Raw genomic sequence first — 11,776 nt, 5'->3', positions numbered from 1 at the left:
GAACGCACCAAAACTAAGCTGCTTTGGTAGCGAGGTTTTTTTAAAAACAGAAATCATATAGCAAAGAATCCTTGCAATTTTTTGGATAGGGAGGAATGTCCTGTATGAGACTTGTTTTTATTTTCGGTGAAAGATACATGTAAGAAGTGTTGGTTACAATTTCCTTACACTCTTCTTTTTGTGGCTTTTTGTGAACGAAAAGAATCAAAGGTAAGAACCGATAATAGATAGGCTGTCTTTACGTATTAGAAAGTAGGCTTGTGAGTGTTTTATAACCACAAGGCTATAATTCTGACTTAAGCGTAGATAAATCTCTTTGTAAGCGATTGGTGAAGGTGCGAATTATATCGCTTTGTTCTTGTGGTATATCGGCTAGATACAAAATGACAGGCAGAGTTAAGGAAGGTGGATTTAAGCAAAGAAATAAGCGCCGAGTGATTCAGCGCTTATTTGGATGACATCGATGGTTTACGCAATAACAAATAAATCCATGAAGCGATTCACTGCCGTGCTTTCAAGAGCGGCTTGATCCTTGCAAAGCGTAAAAATGTTTTGGCATTGGCGGCTTGGAAAACGAGTTGCCAAGTTGTTTTTAAACTTCTGCTCTAACAACGGAATGCCTTCTTCACGGCGACGACGGTGTCCAACTGGATATTCCACCACGACTTCTTCAGTGCTGCTGCCGTCTTTAAAGAATACTTGAATCGCATTGGCAATAGAGCGCTTATCGGACTCTAAATATTCAGCAGTAAAGCGTTTGTCTTCAACGATTTCCATCTTGTTACGCAGTTCATCGATGATCGGGTTAGCTGCATGAAAGTCATCTTCATAATGTTCGGCGATCAAATTACCAAACGCCAATGGCACAGCGGCCATGTATTGCAAGCAATGGTCGCGGTCGGCAGCATTCGCTAATGGGCCGGACTTGGAAATAATACGAATTGCTGATTCATGAGTACGAATGACGATCTTGTCGATCTCTGTTAAACGATCTTTCACTAGAGGGTGCAGAATAACAGATGCTTCGGCAGCGGTTTGAGCATGGAATTCTGCTGGGAAAGAGATCTTGAACAAGACGTTTTCCATTACGTAAGTGCCATAATCTTGTGAAAATGAAAACTGACGTTGTGCGTCAGGCTTGATGGCTTGATCTTTGTTGGTCTTCGAGAAAGACACATCATAGAAACCCCATTGTGGCGCGGTAAGTACACCAGGAATGCCCATTTCGCCTCGCATCGACATATCCGCTAGGCGAACTGCACGAGAAGTCGCATCGCCTGCCGCCCAAGACTTGCGTGAACCTGCGTTTGGCGCATGACGATAAGTACGCAGAGCGGAGCCATCGACCCAAGCTTGCGAAATCGCCGCCATGATTTGTTCTCTATCGCCGCCCATCATCTTGGTTACCACAGCAACAGAGGCAACACGAACTAGTAACACGTGACACAAACCCACACGGTTGAAAGAGTTTTCTAGAGCGATAACACCTTGGATTTCGTGTGCCATCACCATGGATTCTAACACTTCGCGCATGGTCATCGGACTTTCGCCGTTCGATAGTCGAACTTGTGACAGGTGATCGGCTACTGCCAGAATGCCACCTAAGTTATCAGAAGGATGGCCCCATTCTGCCGCCAACCAAGTGTCGTTATAATCCAACCAGCGAATGATACAACCAATGTCCCACGCCGCTTTCACAGGGTCGAGAGACAAAGACGTGCCCGGTACACGAGCACCATTTGGCACGACAGTCCCCTGTACGATTGGGCCAAGGTGCTTGGTGCATTCTGGAAAGCGTAGAGCAAGCAAGCCACAGCCGAGCGTATCCATTAAACAGTTGCGTGCTGTGTCGAGGGCTTCTTGGCTTTCTACTTTAAAGTTCAGTACATAATCCGCGATGTCTTGGATGACTTTGTCGTAATCCGGGCGGTTATTTAAATCTACGTTGTTGCTCATTTCTTATCCTTAATTGCGCAAAGGTTTCATGTGTTTGTTTGTTGGACTAATGACGGTCGTCAATATCAACCCACTCAGAATGATCTGGTCCAATATAATCGGCGCTTGGTCGAATAATGCGGTTGTTCGCCCGTTGTTCCATGACGTGAGCAGCCCAGCCTGTGACACGAGAGCAAACGAAAATTGGCGTAAATAACTTGGTTGGAATCCCCATAAAGCGATAAGCACTGGCGTGGAAAAAATCCGCATTACAAAAGAGTTTTTTCTCGCGCCACATAACTTCTTCACAACGTTCTGATACCGCGTATAAGTGATCGTCACCGACGTCTTCACTGAGTGTTTTTGCCCACTTTTTGATGATGTCGTTACGGGGATCGCGCTCACTGTAAATAGCGTGACCAAAGCCCATGACTTTTTCTTTATTGGCGAGTTTTTGCATCAAGGCCGCTTCGGCTTCGTCTGGGGTTTTCCATGGTTCTATCATGTCCATCGCGGCTTCATTTGCGCCACCATGAAGTGGCCCGCGTAAGCTGCCGATACCGCCAGTAACGCATGAATACATGTCTGACAAGGTGGAAGCACAAACACGAGCAGTAAAAGTGGAAGCGTTGAATTCGTGCTCAGCGTACAAGATCAAAGACGCATTCATGACTTGCGTATGGAGGGCGCTTGGTTCTTTGTCATGCAGCATGGTGAGAAAATGACCCGCCAAGGAAGGCACGTTGGCATTGTGCGTATTTACGCGAACGCCATCATGGGTGAAACGATACCAATAAACCACCATAGCTGGCAGCGTCGCGACCAATCGATCCGCAGTATGCAGTGCTAGAGAAGGTTGCTTTTCAAATGGCAGCTCTGGCTCTAGATTACCTAAGAAAGAGCAGCCGGTGCGCATCACATCCATCGGATGAGCGCTTTTAGGGATAAGCTCCAAGACGGCTTTTAGCTCTTCAGGCAAGCTGCGTAAACTCATTAATCTTTGTTCGTAGTCGTGCAGCTGAGTGCGGTTAGGTAACTTGCCGTACAGCAGAAGATAAGCGACTTCTTCAAAGCTCGCTTTGTCGGCTAAGACATCAATGTCGTAGCCGCGATAGGTTAACCCGGAGGCTGCTTTGCCCACGGTGCAGAGTGCGGTTTCACCTGCGCTTTGGCCGCGTAGACCTGCGCCAGAAAGTACTTTAGCCATTTTCCTACCTCATATTTTTATTTGTTTTGAGATTCGTTGAAAATATTTAAACGCTTTACTTGTTGTTATCTTAAGTTTTTATTTTTTAGGCTTTTATTTCTTAGACTCTTATTTCTTAGAGAAGAGCGCGTCTAATTTGTCTTCGTATTCATGGTAGTTGAGAAATTCATAAAGCTCGTTACGAGTTTGCATGCTGTCGACCACATTACGTTGGTGACCGTCGTTCAATAAATGCTGATACACATTGAGCGCGGCTTTGTTCATTGCTCGAAATGCACTCAGTGGGTAGAGCACTAAATCCACGCCAGCGCTGGCCAATTCTTCTTTGCTGAATAAAGGCGTAGCGCCAAATTCGGTGATGTTTGCCAAAACGGGAACCTTTACAGCAGCGACAAATTCTTTGTATTGGTCCAAGGTGATCATGGCTTCTGGGAAGATCATATCTGCGCCGGCATCAACACAAGCAATCGCTCGTTCAATGGCGGATTCCATGCCTTCCACGGCCAAGGCATCGGTGCGAGCCATAATGACAAAGTTGTCATCGACACGAGCGTCTACGCAGGCTTTAACGCGATTGACCATTTCGTCTTGGCTGACAATGGCTTTATTCGGGCGATGGCCGCAACGCTTTTGTTGAACTTGGTCTTCAATATGCACTGCCGCCGCGCCAGCTTTTTCCATTTTCTGAATGGTTCGAGTGATATTAAATGCACCGCCAAAGCCAGTATCGATATCGACCAGTAATGGCAAGTTAGAGGCGGAAGTAATACGTCGAACGTCTTCTAATACGTCGTGTAAATCGGTCATGCCAAGGTCTGGCAAACCATAGGAGGCGTTAGCAACGCCGCCGCCAGATAAGTAAATGGCATGATGACCAGTTTGTTCGGCCATCATGGCGCAATATGCGTTCACGGCGCCGACAACCTGCAGTGGCGATTGGGTTGCGACGGCTTGTCTAAAACGGGCGCCTGCTGAAAGTATTGTCATTATTTTCCTCTCTTTAGAACGATTTTAATTAAGTGCGGGAAGCGATAGCAGAATGCTCCATCGCTTGTTTTAATAGCCGGCTGGCGCGGCTGATATGGCGGCGCATGAGTAGTTCTGCGAGATCACCTTCGTGATTGGCAATCGCATCGAGAATGGCTTTGTGCTCGCGTAAGGCTTGGCGTGGATCGCTGCGTTGGTCGGCTGTGTGGCGACGATACATGCGAATCACTGCATACAGTTCTTCGGTCAATAAACGAATAAGCTTGGCGTTGCCGCTGGCGTGAATGATGCGTAAGTGAAAATCGTCGTTGCCGCCTTGTTGCACGTAATGTTCGTCTTGATTGGCATCTAGGTGTGCTTGGTGCTTATCGAGCAATGCATACAAGTTGTTTATTTCATCTGATGGCATCTTGCTGGCGGCTAAGCGAGCGGCCATGCCTTCTAATGCTTCTCGCATGGTGAAGGTGTCGAGCATATCTTGAGTGTTCAGTTCTATAACACGAGCACCCACATTGGCGGTGCGGGTGACAAGACCAAGACCTTCTAATTTCACGATGGCTTCTCTTAATGGCCCGCGGGAAACGCCATATTGTTTGGCGAGCTCTGGTTCAGATATCTTGCTCCCTTGGGGGATCTGTCCTTGCACAATGGCATTAGTGAGCTGTTGGGCGATGTCTTCAGACAGTGTCGCAGATTTGATAGAAATAAGGTTGTTCATAAGAAGACGAAATACTTTATTGTTAACAATATTGCTAGTTATAGTCTGGTTTTAGCGGTTTATCAAGGTAGATTGTCGACAATAAATTGAATTTGCTCTTATCCTTTGGTCGTACTTAAGTGTTTTATCTAGATGTTGGAAACAGCTAACAGAATGTTTATTAAGGTGTTTTTTACCTTTATTTGTTTGAAATGCTGGGTTGGTGATAAAAAACTGATAGAGTCGAGGAAATCGTGTGATGCACCAGTAGATAAGGAACAACATGAAAAAAATTAAAAATGAAGCCGCTCTTAGTAAAAAAGCCATTCAGGTTGGCGAAAATTATGCGCTTAAACGTGGCTACGCAGGTTTTTCTTCGACTATGTCGGCTAATGAGAAAACCGAGGCGATTTATCGCTTGTTGGTGCTGGATAAGTTAGTGGTGGGCTTGCCTGCTGACAAGGAAGACTTGCCAAGTATGAAGCACAAACTAGCGTTGTGGATTCAGAAGTTGTTGCCAAAAGATGATCCTCTGCTTAAATAAAATAACGCGGATATTTTAAGGCTTACCACTCAATTGTTTGGTTGTTCCAGTCAAGGTAAGCGGTTTTATTGTCTGAAATACTGCCAATCTATTAAATTGTCGAGTAATGATACGTTTGGGAAAGAGACTTAGATCAGTTTGTTTCAGCTAGCACTATTAATAATGCGGGTATAAAACCAGCAAATGCATAATACAGACGAGCGATGTGATGCCAAAGTGGAGCGTCAAATAGGCTTTGTTTACATAGGATGGCTTCAACCATCTTGCTTCTAGCCAGAAAATAGTAATGAAGCCTAGCAACAGCAATACGACTGACAATTCAGGTGTACTCAGCAGTAACGAGCACCATGCTGAGAGCAAAACGATATTAGAGGAAATCAATAATATTTTACCGGCACCACTTTCCGGTTGCTCTATTACTCGTCCCCAAATAATACCACTGAGAAAGCTCAGGATAATGGCTCCATAGGTTGCAAAAATTGTTACGCCAGTTTTACCAAATAGAGTGCTGTGAGAAAGATTCAAATAAGTGGCTAAAATAAATGGAACTATGCTCAATGTAGCGAGAGTGACCACTACAGACTTATAAAAACGCATGTTGTTACCTTTGAAAAAGTACCGAAAAATATAAATATGAAAACAATGCGAATTATCTAACAAAATAGACTTTAAAACAGTACTTTATATCCTTGTTTTATCCTATTTATGTACAAATAAGTGTAAAGTTTTTTGTAGTGCTCTAATCAAGAATCGCCATTGAGCGAAATTGGGTCAACGAGTACAATGGTCGGCTATGATTACTTGAACATGATGCCAAAATGGCTCTCATGTCCTTATTTAACGAATTTTGCTTAAGGTGTGTTTAGAAATGCCAGCTAAAACAATGGATGAACTCGTCTCCCTATGTAAACGTCGCGGATTTATTTTCCAAGGCAGTGAAATCTACGGTGGTATGCAAGGTGCTTACGATTACGGTCCGCTAGGTATTGAATTAAAAAACAACCTAAAAGCCGCTTGGTGGCGCGCCATGGTTTATGAGCGCGACGATGTAGAGGGTTTGGATGCTGCGATCATTCAAAACAAACACGTCTACAAATATTCTGGTCATGAGGATACTTTTACCGATCCAATGGTAGATTGCCATGAGTGTAAATCCCGAATGCGTGCTGACCACATGAAAGACATTAAAGTCTGTGACAACTGTGGTTCTACCAATGTGACTGAGCCTCGTGATTTTAACTTGATGTTTAAAACCAACGTTGGCCCAATGGTGAACGAAGAGTCTTATACTTACCTTCGTCCAGAAACAGCACAGGGTATCTTCACGAACTTCAAAAACGTGGTTGACTCGACTTCCCGTACTTTGCCATTCGGTATCGCACAGATTGGTAAATCTTTCCGTAACGAAATCACACCACGTAACTTCATTTTCCGTGTTCGTGAATTCGAACAAATGGAATTGGAGTTCTTCTGTAAGCCAGGTGAGGATGAGAAATGGCATGAATTCTGGGTTGGAGCACGTAAACAGTGGTGGTTAGATCAAGGTCTTGCCGAAGAAAATATCCAGTTTGAATACGTGACAGGTGATGATCTAGCTCATTATTCTAAATCTACTGTAGATATCTTGTACAAGTTTCCACATGGCTTTGAGGAATTAGAAGGTGTTGCGAACCGCACCGATTACGATCTAGGCTCTCACACGAAAGCACAAGAAGAGTTTGGTCTTTCTGCAAAAGTGAAAAAGAACGAGCATTCCACAGCTAAGTTGGCTATCCGTGACCTTGAAGCGAACAAATGGGAAGTTCCTTTCTGTATCGAACCTTCTGCTGGTCTAGATCGTGGCCTATTGGCTGTAATGACAGAAGCTTATACAGAAGAAGAACTACCAAACGGTTCGACTCGTACAGTGCTTAAGTTCAAACCGCATCTAGCACCAATCAAAGTGGCTATCATGCCGCTTAAGAAGAACAAGCCAGAGATCGTTGCGCTTGCGAAAGAGTTGAAGAACAAGCTGCAGAAACTAGGTCTTGGTCGCATTCTTTATGAAAACACAGGTAACGTAGGTAAAGGCTACCGTCGTCATGACGAAGTAGGTACGCCTATCTGTGTCACTGTCGACTTCGATTCTATCGAACAAGAAGGTGCACCAGTGACGGTTCGTGACCGTGACACTATGGAGCAGATTGTTGTGAACGCAGCAGATCTTCCTGCTTACGTAATTAACTACTTCATCAATAAAAACTAGTTTTTATTGATGATATAAAAAACCACGCTTTTCTTTCGGAGAGCGTGGTTTTTTTTGTGTGCTGTTAACACAAAGGGAAAGTCAAAAGAGCATTAACTAGAAGACTACTTTTACTTTGGCATTATAGCGACGACCGTCTAATACCTTGTTGTAAGTATCATAATCTACTTTTTCATCAAAAAAGTTGTATATGCCCGCATAAACAGACACTGTGTTGTTGACGTTGTAACTGATGCCTGTATCGACAAAGGTATAGGAAGGAATTGCTTCCTCCATTGACGTGCGGCCTAAACCTTCACTAGATGACCCTCGGTAGTTCACGCGAGTCCAAGAAGTGAGTTTAGGTGTTGTATCCCAGTTCAGTGTTGCATTAGCCATGTGCTCTGGCAGACGATTTAACGGTTTTCCTGCGAAATCACCAGTTTTTTGTTCTGAATCTGTATAGGTGTAGTTCGCTGCTAAGGACACAGTTTCTGTGAATTGATGCGAGAAGGTAAGCTCAACACCTCGCATTACTACACGATCTACGTTTACGCGTTCGCTAATAAAACGATAATTTTCACCCTGATACACGCAAGAAGCATTACACAGTCTTGTTTCGGTGATTTTATCTTTATAATTTGTATGAAAGACGGTTGCGCTGAGTTGTGTACTTTGTTGATTATCCCAGTAAAGGCCAATTTCGTGGCTTGTACTTTCTTCGGGTTTTAAATCAGAGTTACCTAAAATTACCGCATCACCTCCACCTGTTACTTGTCCCCAACCATCTGTACCTTGACGAAGATCGGGTGAACGGTAGCCAGAGCTTATGCCTCCCTTCAATGTCCAATCTGGAGCGAATGACCAGTTACTATATAGTCGTGGTGATACGTTTGAACCGTAGTTTTCATCTTCGTTGTAGCGTAAGCCGCCTGTTAAAGATAGATCATCAGTAACAAAATATTCGTCTTCTGCAAATAATGACATGTTCCAACGAGTAAGCTCATCCAGTCCATTCGAAAGAGTGTTACTTTCATCTTTTAGTTTTTGATAGTCGAATTGTCCACCAAGGGTCAATATGTGAGCATCGAATGGAAGTACTGTTTTGTTGTTAAGTACAGTATTTTGATAGTTCATATCACGACTAGGGTTGTCGATTTCTTCGTGAGTTAGGTAAGTTTCAAGGTGATTGTCATTCACGTTTGCGGTGTGGGTGATGGCGTAGTGCTCACGATCGTAGTCGACATCACTATCAGATGATGCTCTTGCCCCAGCGGATTTTCCTAAACTGACTGTTCTATTTTGTGTTTCTTTACCTGCTTCAAAGGTTAGGTTTTGGTGTTCTGACATAAGCCAAGAGAGTTTAGCTGTGCCATTTGTAATTTCTTGATCCGCATAACCATTAACAATATTGTCCTCATCACGCTGTGAAATTTGACCATAAAGCTGTAAACCTAGCTTGTCTTTTATTAAAGGTCCGCTCAGCATTAAGTCGGCCTGTTGGCTATCGCCTGATACTGAACTGTCTTGACGTGTTGTGCTTAATGACAACTCACCACCCCATTTATCTTGTACTTTTTTGGTGATGATATTAATAACACCACCAAGCGCATCTGAGCCGTACAACGAAGACATTGGGCCACGGATAACTTCAATACGCTCAACGGCTGATAATGGTGGCGTCCAACCTTGTTCAATACCAGGGCCATCACTATTTGGTCTTGTCTCGCGTGAGCCTTGGCGCTTTCCATCGACAAGTATGAGAGTGTATTTTCCGCTCATACCACGCATGGATATATCTCCAGAAGAACCACCACCCGTTACCATAACACCAGGCACATCTTTCAAGGCATCTGTGACATCTCTATAAGCTTTCTTTTCAAGTTCTTTTTGAGTAACGACGGTAATAGATGCAGGGGCATCAGTGATTTGTTGCTCATATCCCGAAGCCGATACAACCAATTTATCTAGGTCAACAGTATTCTCTTCTGCTAATAGTGTTGCTGAATAAGTGGTAGCGCTGATTAGGGCGGCTAAAGTGGTCAGTTTATAATAGCGAGCTGAAGGGGTCATTATGAACAATTTCTCCGTAGTAGAAGTAGTGTTTATCTCGTATAATTTGGCACACAAAAGATATTAAGAATGCTTATCATTTGTATTATCTGATAATATTCACTTTTTGTGGTGGCACGTTCTGTTCCTCTTTTTGCAACATCTGCAAGAGACCTCAAGACCAGCTAGTTTTATGAGGGCTGTATTAAAGTGAACAGAAAAGCAAAATTTGGACTGCATCTTAAGAATGTTTAAAGGTAGATCAGGGGAAAAGTGAATGTACGATTTGAATGAGGTGAGGACGTTTGTGTCCGTTATGGAAACAGGCAGCCTTAAGGAAAGTGCTCAGGAACTTGGTGTATCTAAATCCACGTTAAGTCGTCGCATTAGCCACTTAGAAGAGGCGTTAAATCAGCCTTTACTGCGTCGGCAAGCCAACCGACTTTTTGCCAATGAGGCTGGGATTAAGTTCTTGCCGTTTGCCAAAAAACTGCTCCATGTCGCCGATGAAGGACACAAAGCGGTTGAAGAATTGAAAGATGAAATTAGTGGGTCGTTAGTAGTGTATGTTCACACAACGCTAGTTCGAGGTTGGTTTTCGGGACTCATGTTTGATTTCCTAGAAGAGTTTCCTCAGGTTAATATTGAAGTCCGCACTGGCAATCAGTTGTTCCAAGAAATAAAAAGCAACGATATATGCGTGTGGGTTGGTGAGCCGGTTAATGATCAGCTACGGTCTGAGCAGATTGGTGCTCTAAGCCAAGGTTTGTATGCCAGCTCAGACTATTTGGAACGCATTGGTATGTTAAATCATCCGACAGAGCTTAATCATTACGCTTGGGTTGATACCTTAAAGAATGAACAAAACAACATCACCCTAGAGCATGAGACAGAGGGCGATGTATCGTTTGATCTGCCGCAATCACGTCTTACGGTAGACCAATATATTTTGCATGCAGAAGCTATTATTCAAGGTAAAGGCGTTGGCTTATTGCCCCATTATTTTGCAGATAAACATATAAAACGACATCCTGAAGTGTTTGTCTCGTGCTTGCCTGAATGGCAGGGCAAGCCACTTCCGGTTTATCTGCAATATCCTTTTGGTCACCTCCCCAAAAAAATGCAGACATTGATTCAATATCTACGGGAAGCTGGCAAAGCCTTTTATTGATGATAGATAGCTTCAGCGCTTGGTTATCAGAAGATAGCAAAGCGCCGAGGTCTGGCGAAAGGTGGGCTGATTAAGGTGCCTGTTGCCACCAAGGCGTTAACGGCGGCAAATCGATAATGGAAAATATACGACCAAATTCTGGAGTACTTAACGTCACTTCACGACGTTCAGCTTCAGTAACTACCCGATCAAACGGATCATGCCAGGTATGAAATGCCAAATCGAAAGTGCCATTGTGAATTGGCATCATCACTTTACCCTGTAAATCCATATGTGCTTGAATACTTTCCTCTGGTTTCATATGGATATCCGCCCAGTCTTTATCGTAAGCGCCCGTTTCCACCATGGTAAGATCAAAGGGCCCGTACTTGTCGCCAATCTCTTTAAATCCTGAAAAATAGCCAGAATCACCGCTGAAGAAAACGCTTTCTTGTGGTGTTTTAATGACCCAAGATCCCCATAAGGTGGTATTGCCATCGCCCATTCCACGACCAGAAAAATGTTGTGTAGGCGTAAAGGCAACCAAACCTTGGTTAGTCTGAAGTTCTTGCCACCAATCGAATGTAACAATTTTATTGGCCTCGACTCCCCAATTAATGAGATCCCCATCGACTCCTTTTGGCACCAGAAACTGTTGCGTTTTCGCGAGCAAAATTTTGATGCTCGCTTTGTCTAAATGATCGTAATGATTATGGGAAATCAAGACTTTATCGATAGGAGGTAAATCTTCTAAACTAATTGGCGGCTGGTGGAATCGTTTTGGTCCAACAAACTGAAACGGTGATGCACGATCCGAGAATACAGGATCAATCAGCCAATACTCTCCATAGACTTTTAATAAAATAGAAGAATGACCAAGTTTAAGGAACATACGAACAAGTAAGACAATTTTTAGCTGACTTTCAGCTTGTGACAGTATTTCCTCAGAAGCGACATTTAATCACCACTTAACCCACTTG

Annotated in this window: 10 protein-coding genes; 3 read left to right on the top strand and 7 right to left on the bottom strand. The window is 43.7% G+C overall.

Annotation, left to right across the window (positions count from 1 at the left end; all coding sequences use genetic code 11):
• Window positions 1–468: 468 nt before the first annotated feature.
• From prpD to DFP77_RS11245, 4 genes are all read right to left on the bottom strand, one after another.
• On the bottom strand, window positions 469–1,956 hold the full coding sequence (prpD, locus tag DFP77_RS11260; RefSeq protein WP_114412387.1) for a 2-methylcitrate dehydratase: 1,488 nt from the start codon (window positions 1,954–1,956) through the stop codon (window positions 469–471).
• Window positions 1,957–2,002: 46 nt separating this feature from the next.
• Window positions 2,003–3,142 (bottom strand): bifunctional 2-methylcitrate synthase/citrate synthase, encoded by a 1,140-nt coding sequence (prpC, locus tag DFP77_RS11255; protein WP_114412386.1) that lies wholly within the window; start codon window positions 3,140–3,142, stop codon window positions 2,003–2,005.
• Window positions 3,143–3,250: 108 nt separating this feature from the next.
• Entirely contained in the window at window positions 3,251–4,129 is an 879-nt protein-coding gene (gene prpB / locus DFP77_RS11250; protein ID WP_114412385.1) for a methylisocitrate lyase, read from the bottom strand.
• A 28-nt stretch (window positions 4,130–4,157) separates the two neighbouring features.
• Complete coding sequence (locus DFP77_RS11245; protein ID WP_114412384.1) at window positions 4,158–4,847, bottom strand: GntR family transcriptional regulator; 690 nt, start codon at window positions 4,845–4,847, stop codon at window positions 4,158–4,160.
• Window positions 4,848–5,109: 262 nt separating this feature from the next.
• On the opposite strand from DFP77_RS11245, the gene DFP77_RS11240 reads away from it, so the two are divergent.
• Window positions 5,110–5,370, top strand: a complete 261-nt coding sequence (locus tag DFP77_RS11240; protein WP_012068645.1) for a DUF5062 family protein — start codon at window positions 5,110–5,112, stop codon at window positions 5,368–5,370.
• 156 nt (window positions 5,371–5,526) lie between these two features.
• Here DFP77_RS11240 and DFP77_RS11235 read toward each other — a convergent pair whose 3' ends face one another.
• Complete coding sequence (locus DFP77_RS11235; protein ID WP_114412383.1) at window positions 5,527–5,967, bottom strand: DUF3429 domain-containing protein; 441 nt, start codon at window positions 5,965–5,967, stop codon at window positions 5,527–5,529.
• Window positions 5,968–6,238: 271 nt separating this feature from the next.
• Here DFP77_RS11235 and DFP77_RS11230 point away from each other — a divergent pair, with 271 nt between their 5' ends.
• A complete protein-coding gene (locus DFP77_RS11230; RefSeq protein ID WP_114412382.1) occupies window positions 6,239–7,615 on the top strand; it encodes a glycine--tRNA ligase in 1,377 nt (458 codons plus the stop codon).
• A 96-nt stretch (window positions 7,616–7,711) separates the two neighbouring features.
• Here DFP77_RS11230 and DFP77_RS11225 read toward each other — a convergent pair whose 3' ends face one another.
• A complete protein-coding gene (locus DFP77_RS11225; RefSeq protein ID WP_114412381.1) occupies window positions 7,712–9,667 on the bottom strand; it encodes a ligand-gated channel protein in 1,956 nt (651 codons plus the stop codon).
• A 256-nt stretch (window positions 9,668–9,923) separates the two neighbouring features.
• On the opposite strand from DFP77_RS11225, the gene DFP77_RS11220 reads away from it, so the two are divergent.
• On the top strand, window positions 9,924–10,817 hold the full coding sequence (locus tag DFP77_RS11220) for a LysR family transcriptional regulator (protein WP_114412380.1): 894 nt from the start codon (window positions 9,924–9,926) through the stop codon (window positions 10,815–10,817).
• Between the two features lie 70 nt (window positions 10,818–10,887).
• Here DFP77_RS11220 and DFP77_RS11215 read toward each other — a convergent pair whose 3' ends face one another.
• Window positions 10,888–11,688 carry an MBL fold metallo-hydrolase gene (locus DFP77_RS11215; RefSeq protein ID WP_258861134.1) on the bottom strand — a complete coding sequence of 267 codons (801 nt, stop codon included), beginning with the start codon at window positions 11,686–11,688 and terminating at the stop codon, window positions 10,888–10,890.
• Window positions 11,689–11,776 lie beyond the last annotated feature (88 nt).

It is taken from the genome of Marinomonas foliarum, from assembly GCF_003337275.1.
Taxonomy (GTDB): domain Bacteria; phylum Pseudomonadota; class Gammaproteobacteria; order Pseudomonadales; family Marinomonadaceae; genus Marinomonas; species Marinomonas foliarum.
This window is presented reverse-complemented; position numbering and strand designations above follow the sequence as displayed.

Bases quoted from the DNA above. Each gene is read 5' to 3' on its own strand.
- DFP77_RS11215 (WP_258861134.1), bottom strand. From the start codon at position 11,688: ATGTTCCTTAAACTTGGTCATTCTTCTATTTTATTAAAAGTCTATGGA.
- DFP77_RS11240 (WP_012068645.1), top strand. From the start codon at position 5,110: ATGAAAAAAATTAAAAATGAAGCCGCTCTTAGTAAAAAAGCCATTCAG.
- prpB (WP_114412385.1), bottom strand. From the start codon at position 4,129: ATGACAATACTTTCAGCAGGCGCCCGTTTTAGACAAGCCGTCGCAACC.
- prpC (WP_114412386.1), bottom strand. From the start codon at position 3,142: ATGGCTAAAGTACTTTCTGGCGCAGGTCTACGCGGCCAAAGCGCAGGT.
- DFP77_RS11235 (WP_114412383.1), bottom strand. From the start codon at position 5,967: ATGCGTTTTTATAAGTCTGTAGTGGTCACTCTCGCTACATTGAGCATA.
- prpD (WP_114412387.1), bottom strand. From the start codon at position 1,956: ATGAGCAACAACGTAGATTTAAATAACCGCCCGGATTACGACAAAGTC.
- DFP77_RS11245 (WP_114412384.1), bottom strand. From the start codon at position 4,847: ATGAACAACCTTATTTCTATCAAATCTGCGACACTGTCTGAAGACATC.
- DFP77_RS11220 (WP_114412380.1), top strand. From the start codon at position 9,924: ATGTACGATTTGAATGAGGTGAGGACGTTTGTGTCCGTTATGGAAACA.
- DFP77_RS11225 (WP_114412381.1), bottom strand. From the start codon at position 9,667: ATGACCCCTTCAGCTCGCTATTATAAACTGACCACTTTAGCCGCCCTA.
- DFP77_RS11230 (WP_114412382.1), top strand. From the start codon at position 6,239: ATGCCAGCTAAAACAATGGATGAACTCGTCTCCCTATGTAAACGTCGC.